The organism is Planococcus sp. SSTMD024 (genome assembly GCF_041320495.1).
Taxonomy (GTDB): domain Bacteria; phylum Bacillota; class Bacilli; order Bacillales_A; family Planococcaceae; genus Planococcus.
In genome coordinates, this window is sequence record NZ_JBGGNS010000019.1 from 245,490 (window position 1) to 265,155 (window position 19,666).

Below are 19,666 nucleotides of genomic sequence, written 5' to 3' on the forward strand. Positions count from 1 at the left end.
GAAGGGAAACGGACGCTCCCTTCCTTCTTATACAAATTGAACTAATGATTTTGTAATTAAAATCTTATTAAAACGATATTCCGCAAAACAGCTGGCTTTCCTGGGGGCTCGCGCTGAACTAATTCGGTCTAGACGCCCGAATGGATTTCAGCACTTCGCTATTCCCCAAGGAGTCTGCGCTGTTTTGCTCCATATCTCTCGAATAAAATACACTAAAGAGTGGAAGGCGGCGACTCCTGCGGGAATAGCATGAGTCTTGAGACCCCGCAGGAAGCGCAGTGACCGAGGAGGCTCAAGCCATGCCCGCGGAAAGCGTCCGCCTGGAACGATTTATTCACACTTACTCATTCTCTAGTTCAAATTATATTTTTCAATTTCCGATATGTTCATCGCGGTATTGAAGATGCTGTTCGTAGCTGGTCGAGAAGTAGTTATTGCCTTCTGAGTCAGCCAGGAAGTACAGATATTCCGTTTGGTTCGGGTCAAGCACCGCTTCGATCGAGGATGCGCCGGCAGCGGCGATCGGCCCTGGCGGCAAGCCTTTATTCGTGTAGGTGCTGTAAGGATCTTCAAACTCGTAATCCGAGTTGAACAAGCGGTCCTTATGCTCGCCCATCGCGTAAATGACTGTTGGGTCTGTCTGAAGCGGCATATCTTCATCCATGCGGTTGTAGAACACGCTTGCGATGGTTTGGCGGTCTGATTTCGCAGTCGCTTCTTCTTCTAATAGCGAAGCGAAAGTCAATAGCCAATGAGGCGATTTCTCCTCTTCCTGCAAGACGCTTTGGTACGGTTCGATATTCGCTTTCGTGGCATCAAGCATTTGCTCAATCAACACGGGAAGGGAAGGATTTTCTTCGTAGATCGGGTAAGTCGCAGGGAACAGATAGCCTTCAAGCGCATACCTGACATTCTCCCCTTTGATTTCCTCTGTCAATAAATCAGGGTATTTGACCATCAGTTCGTCGATATAGGCTTCATCTTGCACTTGTTCCATAAACTGCTCTGCCGTGTAATCCGTTTTTTCCGCAATCACACGCTCGGCAATCTCTTCCAAGGTCAAGCCTTCAGGGACGTTGATCGTATACAAAGGTTCGTGGTAAACTTTCCCGGTTTTCAGACTTTCCGTAATTTCATCCAATGTCATTGATTGGGTCAAGCCGTAATTGCCTGCCTGAAATTCGGATTCATTTTGGAACTTAACGTAATACTTGTAGATCCTGGCATCTTTTATGACACCATTCTCTTCAAGCAATGCGGCAATGCTGTCCAGGTTGGAACCGATCGGCACTTCGACATCGATGACTTCGGTTGAATCCGGATCGACAGGTTCGAGCGCGTCAGTGACATAACTATAAGCTTGCCAGCCGGCTATCGCAACGACCACAAGAAGGACAAGTGCCACGATCAGTACAATGCGCCGCACGACTCTCACTTCTTTTTTCTTTTCCTTCATCCTGTCGAACATGACATCTTTCTTTGACTGCTTTTCCACGGGTGTTCCCCCTCAGCTATTCATCTCTCAAAAACAGAAGGCGATTCAAATGAAAGGGACGGAATCAAGGTTCAATTCCGTCCCCCTTATGGTTATTGCTCTTCGTTTTCTTCTTCTTGCTCAAGGAAAGTATTGAGCATTTCTTCGATCATGTCCCATTCCTCTTCCGTTTCTACCGGGCGAAGCTCGCCGCCGGAAACGTTCTCTTCAGAATCCAGGTTTTCAGTGAATGAAGATGCGTGGATTTCGATCTCGCCTTCTTCGTCTTCATCTGCGCCAACCGGGAAATACAGGACGTATGATTTTCCGAAATCTTCCGATTCAAATGTGAACAGCACTTCGAATAATTGCTCGTTGCCGTGCTCGTCCACTACTGTAATATGCTCTTGACCATGTTCCATTCGTGTCACCTCATCATTTTTTTGAATCAAGATAGCCTTGCAAAATCATCACTGCGGCCATCTTGTCGATCACTTTTTTGCGGTTTTTCCGGCTGACATCGGCAGAGATCAGCATTTTCTCTGCAGCCATCGTCGTCAGCCTTTCATCCCAAAGCACTACCGGTATATCATATCCTTCTTTTAGCAATGCTGCAAACTTTTCGGAAGCTTCCGCCCGTGGCCCGATTGAGTTGTTCATGTTCTTCGGGTAGCCCACGACCGCTTCCGTTATTTTGTATTCCTTGATCAATTCGCCAAGGCGCTCAAGCCCGAACTGGCCGTTCGCCTCGTCGATTTTGACGGTTTCGATGCCTTGTGCCGTCCAGCCCAGTGCATCGCTGATCGCCACTCCGATCGTTTTGGAGCCGACATCCAATCCCATTGTTCGCATAATTATTCCCCGTTATTCTTTTTGATGTAGAACTTCACCAGTTCTTCCAAAATTTCATCCCGCTCCAGTTTCCGGATCATGTTCCGGGCGTCCTGGTGGCGAGGGATATAAGCTGGATCACCTGAAAGTAGATACCCGACGATCTGATTGATCGGGTTGTAGCCTTTTTCCTCTAGAGCAGAATGGACTTGCAGCATGACCTGCTTTACGTCCTGCTCCATCGACTCATCGGATGAATCGAATTTCATCGTGCGATCAAATGAGCTCACGACAAGCACCTCACTTTCGGAATGTGTGTTGGCAATTCGTTCCTCTTGCTGAATCCCATTATAACTGAAAGCGCGGATTTGTTAAACCTATTTGACTAAAGTGTAGACCGATTCGAGCGCCGTCTCCAATTGCTCGGGATTTTTAGCCCCGGCCATTGCCATGTCCGGACGCCCGCCGCCTTTGCCTCCGCATTGTTCGGCCACTGCTTTGACGATATTGCCGGCATGGTAATCCTTGCCGGCAATATTTTTCGACACGCCCGCTGCAAGCATCACTTTGTCCCCGTCGCTCGCGCCAAGGACGATAACCGCCTGCTCGAATTTCGCTTTCAGGTCATCCACCATCTGGCGCAGGTGATTATTGTCTTTTGCTTGTACTTTTGCGGACAATACGGTCACATCGCCGACTTTTCTTGCCGATTCCAGCAATTCGCCGGATTGGGCATTGGCGACCTTCTGCAGCAGCGATTCATTTTCACGCTGCAAAGCTTTGATGTCGGCTTGTGTTGCTTCGACTTTTTGCACGAGATCACGCGGATTGGCTTTCAATAAGGAAGCCGCTTCATCTAAAGTCTTCTCGCTTTGCTTCATGTTCACGTATGCACCTTTGCCGGTCAATGCTTCGATGCGGCGGACGCCGGCACCGATGCCGCTTTCCGAGACGATTTTGAAGACGCCGATTTCGGATGTGTTCGCCACGTGGATCCCGCCGCACAATTCGAGCGAGTAATCGCTGATGGCGACGACGCGGACGACATCGCCGTATTTCTCGCCGAACAAGGCCATCGCGCCCATGTCTTTTGCTTCCTGCAAATTATGATAGCCGGATTCGACTTCAATGCCTTCCCAGATCTTTTCATTGACCGCCTGCTCGATCGTTGCAAGCTCTTCTTTTGTCACTTGGCTGAAATGGGAGAAGTCAAAGCGCAGCCGGTCTGGGCCGACGTACGATCCCGCCTGGTTGACATGCGTGCCGAGCACATCTTTCAATGCCTGGTGCAACAGGTGGGTCGCCGTATGGTTCTTCACCGTGTGGCGGCGTTCGGTTGCATCGACTTTCGCCTTGACAGCCGTTTTCGTCAATTCGCCTGAATCGACCCGGACATTGTGCAAGTTCTGGCCGTTCGGCGCTTTTTTCACATCGAGCACCGAAGCCGACACCAAATCATTCGACAGGGTCCCTTTGTCGGCGATCTGACCGCCGCTCTCTGCGTAAAACGGCGTCCGGTCCAGCACAAGCTGCACTTCTTCGCCTTCTTGTGCGCTGTCGACCAATTCCCCGTCTTTGACGATAGCGACAATTTCAGCGTCTGCCACTGTATGCGAATAGCCGATAAATTCACTTTCTTCTTTGATATTGCCGAGCACTTCGGATTGCGTCTGCATGGAATTGACGCTTTGGCGTGCGTTTCTTGCGCGCTCGCGCTGTTCGTTCATCGCACGCTCGAATCCTGCATGGTCAACGGTCATTCCTTCGTCTTCCGCATATTCCTCCGTCAACTCCACCGGGAAGCCGTACGTATCATACAAACGGAATACATCTTCACCTGGGATCTCGCTATGGCCGGCTTGTTTTTGCTTTTGGGCAACTGCAGACAAAATCTCCAATCCGTCATGCAAGGTTTCCAGGAAACGTTCTTCTTCGAGTTTCATGACGCGGACAATGAAATCCTCCTTGCCTTTGACTTCCGGGTAGAAGCTCTGCATAATCTCGCCGACAACCGGCACGAGCTGGTACATGAACGGTTTTTCGATGCCGAGTTTCTTCGAATAGCGGACTGCGCGGCGCAATAGGCGGCGCAGCACATAGCCACGGCCTTCATTTGATGGCAACGCGCCGTCTCCGATCGCAAATGCGACTGTGCGCACATGGTCGGCGATGACTTTGAATGCCATGTCCTGTTCCTGGCTTTCACCGTAGGGCTTGCCGGAAATTTCTGCTGTCTTCTCGATGATCGGCACGAACAAGTCCGTATCGTAGTTGGTTGGCACGTCCTGGACGACCGAAGCCATCCGTTCTAGGCCCATTCCCGTATCGATGTTCTGCTTCGGCAGCGGCGTATACGTATGGTCCGCATTGTGGTTGAACTGGGAAAACACCAAGTTCCAGATTTCCAGATAACGTTCATTCTCGCCGCCAGGATACAATTCCGGGTCTTCCGGGTCATTGCCGTAGCTTTCGCCGCGATCGTAGAAAATCTCTGAGTTCGGTCCGCTCGGGCCTTCCCCAATATCCCAGAAATTCCCTTCAAGGCGGATGATGCGTTCAGCCGGCACGCCGACTTCGTTGAGCCAGATGGCATACGCTTCTTCGTCTTCCGGGTGGATTGTCACCGACAGTTTATCGGCATCGAATCCAATCCATCTATCGTCCGTCAGGAATTCCCACGCCCAGTGGATCGCTTCTTTTTTGAAGTATTCACCGATCGAGAAGTTGCCGAGCATTTCAAAGAATGTATGGTGGCGCGCAGTCTTTCCGACATTTTCGATATCGTTCGTACGGATCGATTTCTGCGCGTTGACGATGCGCGGGTTTTCCGGGATGACACGGCCGTCAAAATATTTCTTCAAGGTCGCGACCCCGCTGTTGATCCACAACAAAGACGGATCCTCAAACGGCACAAGCGGCGCACTTGGTTCCACGTCGTGGTCTTTTTCTTTAAAAAAGTCGAGATAGAGCTTTCTGATTTCTTCAGCCTTCAAATTCTTCATCAAAATTCCTCCTTCAGCATAATAAAAAGCCTTCATCCCCCAATAAAAAGGGACGAAGGCTCGATTCGCGGTACCACCCTGGTTACACAGGGAAAACCCTGTGTCTCTCAAGCGCCTTAACGCGGCGGGACGGCAGTGATTAGCTGCACTCGGGAGTAGCGTTCAAAAGATGCGGCAGAAGGCCCTTTCAGCCAAGGGGAGCCTTTTTCTAAGCAGCCGGAATCTCTTTACTGTCTCCGTCTAAGTGTTGTGTATCTGTTATAGATTGAATTATAGAAAACCAAGCGGGCCTTGTCAAGCGCCCTCATGCTCGGCAAAATCGCGCGGCGTGATCCCTTCCATGCCGATCATCGGATGGATGCGGTGGGCGTTTTGCTGCGTCAGGCTTTTTGGCCCTGCAGCTTCCGCTTCCGGCTCCGCCTTTTCGGTTGATGCTTCTAACGCTTCCGATGCCGCTCCTTCATCCGGAACAGCCGCTATGCCCAGACGGTCCGCCAATGTCGTCAGGCGGCTCGAATCATCGGTGCGTTCGACACCGTAACGGAACACGCCCGGGTCGCCGCACAGGATGAGGAAATCGCGGCTTCTCGTGATGCCCGTGTAGAGCAAATTGCGCCGCAGCATTTTCATATAGCCGCGGACGACCGGCATGATGACCGTCGGGAATTCCGAGCCTTGCGCTTTATGGATCGAACAGCAATAGGCGAGCGTCAGCTGGTTCAAATCGCTGCGCTGGTACGTCACTTCGATGCCATCGAACGACACGACGAGCAGGTCCTGCTTTTCGACCGTCTCTTTCGCTTTCATGATGGCGACCACTTCGCCCATATCGCCGTTGAAGACATTGCTTTCGGGCTGGTTGACCAGCTGCAGCACTTTGTCATTGATGCGGTACGTGATGTCGCTGAACACCAGCTCTTTTCGTGTACCGTCATCGTTCGGGTTGACCATCTGCTGGATCATCTGGTTGAGCGCATCGATCCCGGCTGGCCCTTTGTACATTGGCGCGAGCACTTGGATGTCTTTGATCGTGTGGCCTTTCGACAATGCGCTCTTGACCACTTTTTCGACAACCACCGGGATCTGGTCTGCGCCTGCGCGGATGAACGATCGGTCGGACGTTTTCGCTTCGATATTGTCCGGCAGTTTCCCGGCTTTCATCTGGTGGGCGAGTTCGATGATCGATGAGCCGGAGCTTTGGCGGTAGATTTCCGTCAGCTCGACCGTCGGGATGCGGCCAGACGCCAACATGTCCCGCAGCACTTGGCCGGGACCGACCGGCGGCAATTGATCCTGGTCGCCGACAAAGATCAGCTGCGCGTCGACAGGCACCGCTTTTAACAATTGGTGGGCAAGCCACGTGTCGACCATCGACATTTCGTCAATGATGATCAATTTGCCTTCGATGTCTTTTTCGGTTTCTTCTTCTTTCTCCTGCCCGTTAAAGCCAAGCAAACGGTGAATGGTCATCGCCGGCAAATCGGTCGACTCACTCAAGCGTTTCGCCGCGCGTCCTGTAGGGGCTGCCAAAATGATCGGAAACGGTTCTTTTTTCTTGGCGTAGTCTTTCGGGTCGAGCGACAAGCCGTGCAGCTCTGCGTACACTTCGACCAATCCGCGGACGACAGTCGTCTTGCCGGTTCCGGGGCCGCCGGTAAGGATCATGACGCTGGAGTTCAAGCTTTTCTCGATGGCGTCGATCTGCGTCTCTGCATAGTTCACGCCAAGACGCTCTTCCGCTTCACCGAGCGCTTTGCGGATCTCGGATGACGGGAAGCCGTCGCGCGTCTCTTGTTCAGCGATCAAGGTCTCGAGCTTTGTCGCGATGCCGACTTCCGAATAGTACAGTGACGGCAAATAAAGGCGGGTTTCTTCCCCCGCCACTTTGCCTTCTTCGTTCAATTCAATCGCTGCCTTGGAAATCGACTCGACCGGGATATCTTCGCGTTGGCTCGCTTCGAGCATTTGCTTGACGAGCGGAATCAAATTCTTCGCATCGACGAAGACATGCCCTTCTGACAACGATGCCTGGTTCAACACATGAAGGATCGCCGCTTTGATGCGGTCGGGATGGCTGCCGGTGATGCCGAGTTTTGACCCAAGCTCATCGGCCCGGTGGAACCCGATGCCTTCGATTTCCTCGATGAGCTGGAACGGGTTTTTCGTCAGGATATCAATGGTTTCCTCGCGGTACGCCTGGTAGATCCTCATGCCGATTTGCGGGCCGAATCCCCAGTCGTTCAACTGGATCATCACGCGTTCAAGCCCCAAATTCATCTGCAATGTCGACCGGATCGTATCTTTTTTATCATCCGACAGGCGCGGGACATCATCAAGCGCATCCGGTTCTTCCAGGATTTTCTTGATGGCATCGCTGCCGAGTTTCTTGACGATCGTCTCGGCCGTTTTGCGCCCGATGCCGTTAAACAAATCGCTCGATAAGTAATGCACGACGCCTTGTTCGGTTTCCGGCACTTCTTTCTTGAAGGTTTCGGCCTGAAACTGCACGCCGTATTTCGGGTGATTCTTGACGCTGCCGGTGAACTTGTATTGTTCTTCCAGCGACAGCTTCGGGAAATAACCGGAGACGATGATTTCCTTTTCGGTATACGGGGTGTTGGTTTGCTGGATTTTCACTTTGATGATGGAAAAGAGGTTTTGGGGATTGTGAAAAATCGAGACGACCGGACGCCCCAGCACAAATTCACTTTCTTTTTGGAATAAATCAATCTGTCCGGACATGCGGCCGCCTCCTCTCTTTCATGTGTTCAGTTCAAGCGTTCGTTGATCATATCGTAGGCATAGCGCGCCATTTCGTTTTTATCATCCAATGTGTAGGCACGCTGCAAATGGTACATGGCATCTTCCGTGCGGTCGCTCGATACGGCATACAAAACACCCAGGTTGTAATGGACGTCTGAATTATCCACATCGATTTCAAGCGCATAAACAAATTGCTCTTCCGCCAGGTCGAACAATTCCATCGAAGCCAGTGCAATGCCGTAGCTGAGCCGCGCTTGCAAGTCATTCGGATCCAGCTCGACAGCGCGCTGCAAATAAGGCAAAGCGAGTTTTGGCTGGTCGATGCGTTCGAAGCATTTGCCGATCATGTAATGGGCATCCGACCCTTCGATGCCGTTCTGGACCGCTTTTTCGTATAGTTTCAGCGCTTCCTCGTAGCGTTCTGCATTGAAATACAAATTCGCCAAGCCATAATAGGCGGTCGCGGACGTTTCATCGAGCGTCAAGGCTTTCTGGAAAAAGCGTTCGGCGCGCTCGGTTTCGTTCATCGACGCCAGTACATGCCCGAAGTTGATGTAACCGAGCGCGTCTTCCGGCTGTTCTTCAATGGCGTTCGTGAACGCCTGGATGGCGTCTTCCGCACGGCCTTCTTGCAAGGCTTTGATGCCGATTTCGTTATAATTCATCGCCGATTCCCCCATTATCCTACATAGTCCAGCTGTGCGCCGTTTTTGAATACGCGGTCGATCGTGCCGCCGCCGAGACATTCGTCACCGTCATAAAAAACGACTGCCTGCCCTGGCGTGATCGCGCGGACCGGCTCATCAAATGTGACGACCGCTTCACCGTTTTTCATGTCGACCGTGACGCCGACGTCTTGCTGGCGGTAGCGGAATTTCGCTGTGCACTGGAACGATTGAGCTGGCGCATCGCCCGTTGTGAAGCTCAAGTTGACCGCAGTCAAGCTATCTGAAAACAAGGCATCGTGGTGAATGTTCTGCCCGACATACAAGACATTTTTCTCCAAGTCTTTCCCGATGACGAACCACGGGTCGCCCGCTCCGCCGATGCCGAGGCCTTGGCGCTGGCCGATCGTGTAATACATCAATCCGTCATGGGAGCCTTTTTTGACGCCGTCCAAGGTTTCCATCGCCCCTGGTTGAGCTGGAAGATATTGGCTTAAAAACTCCTTGAAATTGCGCTCGCCGATAAAGCAGATGCCGGTCGAATCTTTTTTCGTTGCTGTCGCAAGACCTGCTTCCAACGCGATTTCGCGGACTTCCTTTTTCTCGATCGCACCGAGCGGGAACATGACTTTCGACAATTGTTCCTGGTTGAGCTGGTTCAAAAAATACGTCTGGTCTTTATTGTTGTCGACGCCGCGCAACATATGCGCGGTGCCGTTGTCGTCCGTTTCAACGCGCGCGTAATGGCCCGTTGCGAGATAATCCGCCCCGAGGCTAAGGGCATGTTCAAGGAATGCCTTGAACTTGATTTCCTTATTGCACATGACGTCCGGGTTCGGCGTGCGTCCCGCTTTGTATTCCTCGAGGAAATACGTGAACACTTTATCCCAGTACTGCTTTTCGAAATTGACTGCATAATACGGGATGCCGATCTGGTTGCAGACGCGGATGACGTCTTCGTAATCTTCCGTCGCTGTACAGACGCCGTTTTCGTCGGTGTCGTCCCAGTTTTTCATGAAGATGCCGATGACGTCATAGCCTTGCTGTTTCAATAAATAAGCGGCAACCGAAGAGTCGACCCCTCCGGACATGCCGACGACTACGCGTGTATCTTGTGGAGCTTTTGTTTCCATTTTTAATCACCTTTTCTATTTTTGCGCCAGGCGCTTCGTGATTTGAGCCGTTTTTTCGGCTGCTTGTGTAATGTCCGTGGCGGTCAAGCCAATGCCGAAACTGAAGCGGATCGAATTGCGCAGTTCTGCTGCGTTTTGCCCGTACATCGCAAGAAGGACGTGCGAGGGGTCGATCGAACCGGCCGTGCATGCCGACCCGCTCGATGCGGAAATGCCCGACAGGTCCAAATTGACCAAAAACGATTCGATGTCGATGCCGTTCAAGGAGACGTTAAAGATATGAGGCAATTGATCGGTGCCGTTCTCTTTAAAATCAATGCCCTTTCCATTGAATTCGGCACGGAAAATATCTTTGAACCCGTTGAACGCCTGCCGTTTATCTTCCATCGTTTCCTGCGCGATTTTCACTGCACTTGCGAACGCTTGGATGGCCGGCACGTTTTCCGTTCCCGCGCGGCGTTTACGTTCCTGTTCGCCGCCGTACATCAAGGGCTTGAGCGGCGTGTTTTTACGCTGATATAAAAATCCGATGCCTTTCGGGCCGTTGACTTTGTGGGCAGAGACCGACAGCAAGTCGACGTTCAACTCATCCACATCGATCGGCAACAAGCCATACGCTTGCACCGCATCGGTGTGGAAAGTGACATTCGTCCCTTTCAGCAGCTCCCCGATTTCGGCAATTGGCTGGATTGTGCCGATTTCATTATTGGCGAGCATGACCGTCACGAGAATCGTATCATCCCGGAGCGCTTGTTTCACGTCTTCTGGCTTGACGCGGCCGGTTTCGTCCACCGGTAAATACGTCACGTCATAGCCCTGTTTCGCCAATTCCTCACAAGCGTGAAGAACCGCATGATGCTCGGCTTGCGTGGTGATGAGGTGGCGGCCTTCTTTGGCGCTGGCTGTCCCGAAGATCGCCAAATTATCCGCCTCTGTCCCGCCGGATGTGAAGATGATTTCGGTATCGTCTGCGTGAATGCTCGTGGCGAGCGTTCGCCGTGCTTCGTCCAAAATGCGCCGCGCATCGCGGCCGGTCTGGTGGATGCTTGATGGGTTGCCGTAATGCTCACTTAAGGCTTCGGCAAACACTTTTGCTGCTTCCGGATGCATCGGCGACGTTGCCGCATGGTCCAAATAGATCTGTTTCATGATTTATTAACTCCTTATATATAGAACATATAATGTTCGGTGTCGCCTTCTTCTGTCTGTGCCAAATCCTCGATCGTCGTCGTATCCAAGACATTTTTCACAGCGTCGCGTATGCGTCCCCACAGTTCGCGTTGAGGCTGCTTTTCGTCTTCGATGCCTTCGACCGGCTGGATCGGCCCCTCAAGTACACGGATGACGTCCCCTGCTGAAATCTCTTTCGGATGGCGCGTCAGCATATAGCCGCCGTAAGCGCCGCGCACGCTTTTCACGAGCCCGGAGTTGCGCAGCGGTGCCACGAGCTGTTCGAGGTACGCTTCCGACAGGTCATTGTCTGCCGCAATCTTACGCAGCGGCACCGGGCCTGCCCCGTATTGCTTTCCTAAAGCGATCATAATCGTTAAGCCGTAACGGCCTTTTGTTGAAATTTTCATCTGAACTACTCCTCTAAAACCTATTCGTCAATTCTTCAAATAAGTATAGCATATCTTACTGGACATAGGCTTTCAATGACTTTCGGCGCCCGATTCGCTATACTGATGGAATGAATAGACGGAAGGAGTTTTCCTCGTGCACAATGAACCACTCGCTTTCCGCATGCGTCCACGGACGATCGACGAAGTCGTCGGCCAAAAAGACGTCATCGGCCCCTCAACTGCATTATATAAAATGATCAAAAGCGGCCACGTGCCGTCCATGCTGTTATATGGCGACCCCGGTATCGGCAAAACCTCAATCGCACACGCCATCGCCGGCACATCCGATTTGCCATTCATCGCGCTCAATGCGACCACTTCCGGCAAGAAAGACGTCGAAGCGGTCGTCGCGGAAGCGCGCATGACCGGTAAAGTGCTGCTGTTTTTGGATGAAATCCACCGCTTCAATAAATTGCAGCAAGACGCGCTGTTGCCGCATGTCGAGTCCGGTTCGATCGTGCTGATCGGCGCGACGACGGAAAACCCGTTCCACGACGTCAATCCGGCGATCCGTTCGCGCTGCGGCGAAATTAAGCAGCTCAAGCGGCTGACTCACGAAGACATCGTCGAGCTATTGAACAGCGCATTGGCGGATGAAAAGCGCGGGCTCGGCCGTGAGAAAATCCGGATTTCCGGCGAACAAGTCGCCCGCATCGCCGAAGGAACAAACGGTGACGCACGGAAAGCTTTGACGATGCTCGAATCCATCGTCATCGCGTCAGACGAAGAAGACGGTGAATACCTCGTCGATGACGGCATCATCGAGCAGATGATCAAGCGCGTCGGCGTGTTCGGCGACAAAAAAGGTTCTCATTTCTTTAACCTGTTGTCCGCGCTTCAAAAATCCGTGCGCGGCAGCGACGTCAATGCGGCAATGTATTACCTCGCCCATTTGCTGGAAAACGGCGACCTCACCGCCGTGACGCGGCGGTTGCTCGTCATGGCCTACGAAGACATCGGCCTCGCCAATCCGGCTGTTGGCGGGCATGTGCTTGCAGCGTGCCAGGCTGCGGACCGGCTCGGCTTGCCGGAAGCGCGCATCCCGCTCGCGCAAGCGGTCGCTGAGATGTGTTTGTCGGAGAAATCCAATTCCGCTTACCGTGCGATCGATGCCGCCACTGCCGCCATCAATAAAGGCCAGGTCGGCGACATCCCGGCACATCTGCGCGATACGCATTACGCGGGCAGCGCAGAGCTCGGCCATGGCGGCTATAAATATCCCCACGACACGCCGATCGGCTCGTTCGGCGGCTGGGCGGACCAGGATTATTTGCCGAAAGAATTAAAAAAAGCGGAGTTCTACAAGCCGGTCGTCGCCGGAGAAGAAAAGAAATTCGCCGGCATTTACGAAAAGCTGAAAGGCTTCCGAAAAAAATGATGCATAAAAAACGGACGGAGAATGATGACATTCTCCGTCCGTTTTTTTATCTATTGATTGACGCGTTGGATATGGATTGATTTGGTCATTTGGTTAACGACCCAGCTCGCGGCGATCAAGCCGACAGTCGATGGGGTGAACGCGTTGGAAGATGGCGGCATTTGCGCCTTGCGGATCGCCGCATCTTTTTTGCCGACGGTTTCGACGACCTCTTCACGTACGACGATCGGGCTCTCGTCAGAGAAAATGACCGGCACGCCTTTACGGATGCCCGCTTGCTTTAGTTTTTTGCGGATCATTTTTGCCAAAGGGTCGGTATGGGTCTTCGAGATGTCCGCGATTTTAAAGCGCGTCGGGTCCGTCTTGTTGGCGGCGCCCATGCTCGAGATGACCGGGATGCGGCGGCTATAGCATTCTTTGATCAGGTGCACTTTGTAGATCAATGTATCCGATGCATCGATGACATAGTCCGGTTTGTGGCTAAAGAATTCTTCATAGGTGTCTTCTGTATAGAACATATGGAGTGTCACCACTTCACAGTCCGCATTGACATCCGCAATGCGCTTTTTCATCACTTCGACTTTGGACTGGCCGACCGTCGAGAGATTCGCCACCAATTGGCGGTTGATATTGGTGATGTCGACATCGTCCTTATCGACGAGGATGATTTTTCCGACGCCGCTTCTAGCGCAAGCCTCGGCTGCAAACGAACCGACACCGCCGACGCCGAGTATGGCGACCGTCGAGCCATTGACCAATTCCATTCCTTCTTTGCCAATGGCGAGTTCATTTCTTGAAAATTGATGTAACATATTCACACTGCCTTTCAGATTCAATATTAAATAGGGATACTAGGGATTATACACATAGAAAATCCCTCCGGCAAATGCCGGAGGGATTTGGATTTCTTATGTAAGAAGAATCCCGATCGTGCCGTCCTTTGTGTTGCGCATCGTTTGAACCCGCTTATAGCAGGTGGGTGACCGCATCACCACTTATAACTTCCCGTTAAGGCATGTTAGCCATGGTGATATGTAGGTCTCCCGACGACAAAATGTTGGGTCAAAATCGAATTGCTAAAAACGAACACATCAGGATTCTCTCTACAAGTATAGTAGCATACCCGAAAAAGATGTACAAGCCTTTTACTCTGAATCTTTTTCACTATTCTGAATAGTTACCGATAGGTTTAATTCTTCCAATTGGGCCGATGATACTGCACTCGGCGCTTCCGTCAGCATATCGCTTGCAGAAGCGGTCTTCGGAAACGCGATCGTGTCGCGCAGGTTGGTGCGCCCTGCCAACAGCATCACCAAACGGTCAAGACCGAATGCAATGCCGCCATGCGGAGGCGTCCCGTACTCAAATGCTTCGAGCAAGAAGCCAAATTGCTCTGTCGCTTCTTCTTTCGAGAAACCGAGCACTTCGAACATTTGCTCCTGGATGTCGCGTTTGTAAATCCGCGCCGATCCCCCGCCGAGTTCATAGCCGTTCAATACCAAGTCGTAAGCTTGTGCGCGGACGTTTTGCGGTTCCGTCGACAGTTTGGCGAGGTCTTCTTCGAACGGCATCGTGAACGGATGGTGCGCCGCGTAGTAGCGTCCGTCTTTGTCATCGTATTCCAGCAGCGGCCAATCGGTGATCCACAGGAATTTGAAGATCGATTGGTCGATCAAGTCCAAGTCTTTGCCGAGCTTCATGCGCAAGGCGCCGAGTGAGTCCGCAACGACCGTTTTGGAGTCGGCGACGAACAATAGCAAGTCACCCGCTTCAGCTTCAGCGGCTGCGATCAAGCTATCAGCCATCTCCCCTTCGAAGAACTTGGCGATCGGCCCTTTGACGCCGCCTTCTTCCACTTTCAGCCACGCCAAGCCTTTTGCGCCGTAACGCGCAGCGAATTCGCCGAGGGCATCGATGTCTTTGCGGGAATAATTGCCGGCTTGTCCTTTGGCATTGATCAATTTGACTTGCCCGCCAGATTCGACTGCTCCTGTGAAGACTTTAAACGCAGTATCTTTCACCAATTCCGATACATCCGTCAATTCCATGCCGAAACGCACATCGGGCTTATCGGAACCGAAACGTTCCATGGCATCCCGGTAGCTCATGCGCTCGAATCCTGCATCGATGTCGATGCCTTTGACATCTTTCATCACTTGGATCATCAAGCGCTCGTTCAATTCGATGATGTCTTCCATCGTCTGGAAGCTCATTTCCATGTCGATTTGCGTGAACTCCGGCTGGCGGTCAGCGCGCAAATCTTCATCGCGGAAACAACGCGCGATTTGGTAATATTTATCCACTCCTGACACCATCAGCATTTGCTTAAACAATTGCGGTGATTGCGGCAAGGCGTAGAATTCGCCCTCGTGAACGCGGCTTGGCACCAAGTAATCGCGCGCGCCTTCCGGTGTGGATTTCGTCAAAATTGGTGTTTCGACATCCAAGAACCCTTCGCTGTCGAGGAAATTGCGGATCGTTTTCGTGACGTCCGAGCGCATTTTCAAGGTTTCGAACATCGCCGGGCGGCGCAAGTCCAAATAACGGTATTTCAAACGTAAGTCTTCACTGACATCCGTTTGGTCTTCAATCGCAAACGGCGGGTTTTTCGCGGCATTGATGATTTCTACATTATCCACTTGCACTTCGATTTTGCCGGTTTTCATCGCTGCGTTCACTTGCCCTTCCGCACGTTCAACGACAAGCCCATCGATATGGACGACAAATTCATTGCGCAATGATTCACCGATTTTTGCCGCTGTTTCCGAAATTTCCGGGTTGAAAACCACTTGGACGATCCCTGAGCGGTCGCGGACGTCGACGAAGATTAATCCGCCGAGGTCGCGGCGTTTGCGGACCCACCCTTTCAATGATACGCGCTGGCCGATTGCCGTTTCGTTCACTTCTCCACAATAATGTGTTCTCGACATAATTATTCCTCCAATGATTTCTTTTTCTGGATGCTGTCAGCCAATTCACCGAATGGCACTTCCTGCTGCTCACGCGTCGCCATTTCTTTGACGGCCGCCTTGCCGCTCTCGAGTTCCGATTCACCGATGACGATGACGAATCGCGCATTTTTACGGTCGGCGGATTTCATCTGCGCTTTCATCTTGCGGTCAGTGAAATCCATATCCGCCGAGATGCCGTTTGCGCGCAAGTCACGGACAATCGACACAGCCTTCTTTTTCGATGCCGCGTCCATTGCGATGACATACACATCGAGCGATTGGTCTTGCCCGATTTCCACTTTTTCCATTTCCAGTGCAAGCAATAAGCGTTCGATGCTCATCGCAAAGCCGATGCCCGGCGATTCCGGGCCGCCAAGGTCTTCAACGAGCCCGTTATAACGGCCGCCGCCGGCAAGCGTCGTGATCGCCCCAAACCCTTCTGCCTCGCTCATGATTTCAAAAGCGGTGTGGTTGTAATAATCAAGGCCCCGTACCAAGTTCGGGTCAACGACATAACTGATGCCGAGTTCGTCCAAATAGTCCTTGACTTGCGCAAAATAGGCGCTGGATTCTTCGTTCAAATAATCCGCAAGAGAAGGAGCCGTCGCCATCAACGGATGCTCGCCGTCCACTTTGCAATCGAGAATGCGCAGCGGGTTTTTCTCCAGGCGGTTTTGGCAATCGCCGCAGAATTCATCGATCGACGGCGCAAAATGCTCAATCAGCGCTTTCTTATGTGCCAAGCGGCTTTCGGTATCGCCGAGTGAATTCAAGACGAGCCGCAGACTTTTCAGCCCGCACGATTTATAGACGTCCATGGCGAGCGCAATCACTTCCGCATCGATTGCGGGATCTTTCGAGCCGATTGCCTCCACGCCGAACTGCACGAACTGGCGCGTGCGTCCCGCTTGTGGCCGCTCATAGCGGAACATCGGGCCGGTATAATACAGCTTCACCGGCTGGTCGGGCTGGCCAAACAGTTTGTGTTCGACATACGAGCGCACGACAGATGCGGTGCCTTCCGGACGCAATGTCAAGGAACGGTCGCCCCGGTCCTGGAAAGTATACATTTCCTTCTGGACGATATCGGTCGTATCGCCAACGCCCCGCTGGAACAATTCCGTGTGTTCGAAAACCGGCGTGCGGATTTCCTTGTACTGATACAGATTGCATAATTCGTTGATCGTCCGTTCGACTTCCTGCCATTTGGCAGATTCTTGCGGCAGCACATCGTATGTGCCGCGCGGTGCTTGGATATTGCCCATTTCCATCTCTCCTTTTCCATACAAAAAAGCCCCCGCCCCTTGCTTGCGCAAGGGACGAGAGCTAAAAATTAGCTTCCGCGGTTCCACCCTAGTTGGCGCAAATTTCTGCGCCCTCTCTGTCCGGATAACGGCCGGAACCGTCTTAGCCTAATAAGCGCGGGGGCGCCGTTCAGGTAAGAACCTCGAGAGTGTTGTTCGTTGCAGATCCCTGCAGGAAAGCTTTCAGCCCAAGGCTTTCCCTCTCTTTTCAGTCGATGCCAGCAATTACTTTCTCCGTCTTCAGCAAAAATTATATAAGTAGAATAAATCAATCTTAATCAGCTTAAGAAATCTTGTCAAGCTTTTGCATACATTGCCTGATTTTTTTGATATTATGATGAAGATGAACTTAATTTAGGAGGCCCGCTATGCAACGACGATTATTACTCACTTTGCTGGTTTTTATTTTGGCCTTATCCGGCACGATCCCATTAGCCGTTTCGGATTCTGCCCATGCAGATAACGGCGATGTTTCCGCGACCGGCTCGACGGTCAACATACGGACCGGTCCGGGGTTGAGCTATGAAGTGATTGGCTCGATGAAACAAGGCGACAAAGCACAACAAGTTTCACGCAGCGGCGATTGGATCGAGATCCGCCACGGCAACACAGAAGGCTGGGTCGCTTCCTGGCTCGTCAGCACAGAACAAGCGCAAGTTGCATCCGCCCAAACCGCCGTATCGTCCGTCGATAGCTTGAACATCCGCGCGCAGGCAAACCTATCTTCCGCGGTGCTGTCGAAAATGAACGCCGGCGAACAAGCACAAGTGATCGCAAGCCACGGCGACTGGACGGAAGTGCAATTCCGCAATGTCCGAGGCTTCGTCTCGACACAGTACATAAGCTTAACTGAGCAAAAAGCGGCGTCTCCAGAAGAACCGGCTTCCGAACAACAGGCAGAGACGGCTCAAGCGCTCGAAAAACTTTCTTCATTCCGCATCGCGGTCGATGCACTCAATGTCCGTGCCGAACCGAGTTTGAACGCGGAGATCCTGTCCTCCGTTAAAGAAGGCCAAGTGTTCAACGTCAAAGGGATGGACGGCAATTGGGTCCAGCTCGAACTCACCGAAGAAAAGACTGGTTGGGTGTATGCCTTCTACGGTGAATTATCCGACCAGCCCGCGCAACAAGCGAGCTCTTCGGATGAACAAGTGACCGTCTTGACGGACGGCACGAACTTGCGCGCACAGGCGAGCACATCTTCAGAAGTGGTCACACGGGCCGATGCCGGCATGCAGCTGTCGGTGGCAGGCAAAGAAGGCCAATGGTATTTAGTGGCGCTTGAAGACGGCCGCCAAGCCTATATCGCCGATTGGGTCGTGCGCACGGGAACGTCCAGTGATCCGGCGGATGCCGAAAAACCGCAACCCGCCAGGAAAGCCGGCACCTTGAACGGCTTGACGATTGTCTTGGATCCGGGTCACGGGGGCAATGATGGCGGCACGGTCGGCGTCCGCAAAACAAACGAAAAAGACCTGACCTTGAAAACAGCGGAAATCCTGTCCCACCACCTGCGCTCTGCAGGAGCCGAAGTCGTCATGACAAGGCAATCCGATGTTTATGTCGACCTCCGCCACCGCGTCTCCGAAAGCCATCAAGTGGCGGCGGACGCCTTCATCAGCATCCATTACGATGCCACTGAAGACAGCTCGGTCTCAGGCTTCACTTCGTATTACCAGCATCCGTACCAGCAAAAATTGGCTGAGCACATCAACGGCGGATTGGCCGGTAAGTTGACTCTCAATGACCGCGGCGCGAGAAAAGGCAATTACCTCGTTCTCCGGGATAATCGCCAGGCCGCAGTGCTCGTCGAACTTGGCTTCCTCAGCAATTTCAACGAAGAACGCATCGTTTCGAGCGACCAATTCCGCGAACAAGCGGCACTTGGCCTCTACAACGGCATCATCAGCTATTTCGACTCTGAATTAAGCGAGTGAAATCAAATGCCCCGCTTCTCAAATGAGAAGCGGGGCATTTTTTGGCTATCAACAACTGCTTGTAATTGGACATTAAAAGCGTCAAGGAACCATTTCCAGGCGTTTTTACATCAAAAAAAGAGGCAAGCAGATCTGCTTGCCTCTTCCAAACATTATTTTTTAGCTCCGTCCGAATCGACCAGGATGGTGACGGGCCCGTCGTTGACGAGCTGGACGTCCATCATGGCGCCGAATACGCCGGTTTCGACCTGAAGGCCGTGGCTTGTCAATTCCTCGTTGAATTTCAGCCACAACGGTTCGGCTTGTTCCGGTCGTGCCGCTTCGACAAAGCTTGGGCGCCGCCCTTTTTTGACGTCTCCGTACAAGGTGAACTGGGAAATCGACAGCACGCTGCCTCCCGCTTCCTCAATCGAGCGGTTCATCTTGCCGTCTTCATCTTCGAACAAGCGAAGCCCGGCAATTTTCTTTGCGGCATATACCGCATCCGCTTCGCTATCGCTATGGGTGATGCCGACCAATAAGACATAGCCGGAATCGATTGCCCCTGTAATTTGCCCATCAACGGTGACGGACGCTTTTTTTGAACGCTGCAATACGACTTTCATG

Annotated in this window: 16 protein-coding genes, 1 other RNA gene and 1 other annotated feature; of the genes, 2 read left to right on the top strand and 15 right to left on the bottom strand. The window is 52.3% G+C overall.

The window, feature by feature from the left end:
- Positions 1 to 370 precede the first annotated feature (370 nt).
- From mltG to cymR, 10 genes are all read right to left on the bottom strand, one after another.
- On the bottom strand, positions 371 to 1,495 hold the full coding sequence (gene mltG / locus AB9R92_RS05130) for an endolytic transglycosylase MltG (RefSeq protein ID WP_370668416.1): 1,125 nt from the start codon (positions 1,493 to 1,495) through the stop codon (positions 371 to 373).
- A gap of 92 nt (positions 1,496 to 1,587) precedes the next feature.
- On the bottom strand, positions 1,588 to 1,896 hold the full coding sequence (locus AB9R92_RS05135; RefSeq protein ID WP_112232425.1) for a DUF1292 domain-containing protein: 309 nt from the start codon (positions 1,894 to 1,896) through the stop codon (positions 1,588 to 1,590).
- Between the two features lie 13 nt (positions 1,897 to 1,909).
- A complete protein-coding gene (gene ruvX, locus AB9R92_RS05140) occupies positions 1,910 to 2,326 on the bottom strand; it encodes a Holliday junction resolvase RuvX (RefSeq protein WP_370668417.1) in 417 nt (138 codons plus the stop codon).
- 2 nt (positions 2,327 to 2,328) lie between these two features.
- Positions 2,329 to 2,595 carry an IreB family regulatory phosphoprotein gene (locus AB9R92_RS05145; protein WP_370668418.1) on the bottom strand — a complete coding sequence of 89 codons (267 nt, stop codon included), beginning with the start codon at positions 2,593 to 2,595 and terminating at the stop codon, positions 2,329 to 2,331.
- Positions 2,596 to 2,682: 87 nt separating this feature from the next.
- A complete protein-coding gene (gene alaS, locus AB9R92_RS05150; protein ID WP_370668419.1) occupies positions 2,683 to 5,307 on the bottom strand; it encodes an alanine--tRNA ligase in 2,625 nt (874 codons plus the stop codon).
- A 294-nt stretch (positions 5,308 to 5,601) separates the two neighbouring features.
- The gene (gene recD2 / locus AB9R92_RS05155) at positions 5,602 to 8,049 is read right to left on the bottom strand and encodes an SF1B family DNA helicase RecD2 (RefSeq protein WP_370668420.1); all 2,448 of its coding nucleotides are present in this window, start codon (positions 8,047 to 8,049) and stop codon (positions 5,602 to 5,604) included.
- A 26-nt stretch (positions 8,050 to 8,075) separates the two neighbouring features.
- Positions 8,076 to 8,735: a tetratricopeptide repeat protein gene (locus tag AB9R92_RS05160; protein ID WP_370668421.1), complete on the bottom strand. Its 660-nt coding sequence runs from the start codon at positions 8,733 to 8,735 to the stop codon at positions 8,076 to 8,078.
- A gap of 14 nt (positions 8,736 to 8,749) precedes the next feature.
- The gene (gene mnmA, locus AB9R92_RS05165) at positions 8,750 to 9,868 is read right to left on the bottom strand and encodes a tRNA 2-thiouridine(34) synthase MnmA (RefSeq protein ID WP_370668422.1); all 1,119 of its coding nucleotides are present in this window, start codon (positions 9,866 to 9,868) and stop codon (positions 8,750 to 8,752) included.
- A gap of 15 nt (positions 9,869 to 9,883) precedes the next feature.
- Positions 9,884 to 11,017 carry a cysteine desulfurase family protein gene (locus tag AB9R92_RS05170; protein WP_370668423.1) on the bottom strand — a complete coding sequence of 378 codons (1,134 nt, stop codon included), beginning with the start codon at positions 11,015 to 11,017 and terminating at the stop codon, positions 9,884 to 9,886.
- Positions 11,018 to 11,031: 14 nt separating this feature from the next.
- Complete coding sequence (gene cymR, locus AB9R92_RS05175) at positions 11,032 to 11,448, bottom strand: cysteine metabolism transcriptional regulator CymR (RefSeq protein WP_370668424.1); 417 nt, start codon at positions 11,446 to 11,448, stop codon at positions 11,032 to 11,034.
- Positions 11,449 to 11,584: 136 nt separating this feature from the next.
- Between cymR and AB9R92_RS05180 the strand changes: the two genes are divergently transcribed.
- Positions 11,585 to 12,868, top strand: coding sequence for a replication-associated recombination protein A (locus AB9R92_RS05180; protein ID WP_370668425.1), 1,284 nt, complete (start codon positions 11,585 to 11,587; stop codon positions 12,866 to 12,868).
- Positions 12,869 to 12,918: 50 nt separating this feature from the next.
- On the opposite strand, the gene AB9R92_RS05185 is transcribed toward AB9R92_RS05180, so the two are convergent.
- From AB9R92_RS05185 to hisS, 4 genes are all read right to left on the bottom strand, one after another.
- Positions 12,919 to 13,680: a tRNA threonylcarbamoyladenosine dehydratase gene (locus AB9R92_RS05185; protein WP_370668426.1), complete on the bottom strand. Its 762-nt coding sequence runs from the start codon at positions 13,678 to 13,680 to the stop codon at positions 12,919 to 12,921.
- 105 nt (positions 13,681 to 13,785) lie between these two features.
- A non-coding RNA gene (gene ssrS, locus AB9R92_RS05190) (6S RNA) lies at positions 13,786 to 13,969 on the bottom strand.
- A gap of 44 nt (positions 13,970 to 14,013) precedes the next feature.
- Positions 14,014 to 15,798, bottom strand: coding sequence for an aspartate--tRNA ligase (gene aspS, locus AB9R92_RS05195; protein ID WP_370668427.1), 1,785 nt, complete (start codon positions 15,796 to 15,798; stop codon positions 14,014 to 14,016).
- A 2-nt stretch (positions 15,799 to 15,800) separates the two neighbouring features.
- Positions 15,801 to 17,084 (bottom strand): histidine--tRNA ligase, encoded by a 1,284-nt coding sequence (gene hisS, locus AB9R92_RS05200; RefSeq protein WP_370668428.1) that lies wholly within the window; start codon positions 17,082 to 17,084, stop codon positions 15,801 to 15,803.
- Positions 17,085 to 17,131: 47 nt separating this feature from the next.
- Positions 17,132 to 17,373: a binding site (T-box leader), on the bottom strand.
- A gap of 118 nt (positions 17,374 to 17,491) precedes the next feature.
- Between hisS and AB9R92_RS05205 the strand changes: the two genes are divergently transcribed.
- Entirely contained in the window at positions 17,492 to 19,060 is a 1,569-nt protein-coding gene (locus AB9R92_RS05205) for an N-acetylmuramoyl-L-alanine amidase family protein (protein ID WP_370668429.1), read from the top strand.
- A gap of 152 nt (positions 19,061 to 19,212) precedes the next feature.
- On the opposite strand, the gene dtd is transcribed toward AB9R92_RS05205, so the two are convergent.
- Entirely contained in the window at positions 19,213 to 19,665 is a 453-nt protein-coding gene (gene dtd / locus AB9R92_RS05210; protein ID WP_370668430.1) for a D-aminoacyl-tRNA deacylase, read from the bottom strand.
- Between the last annotated feature and the right edge of the window lies 1 nt (position 19,666).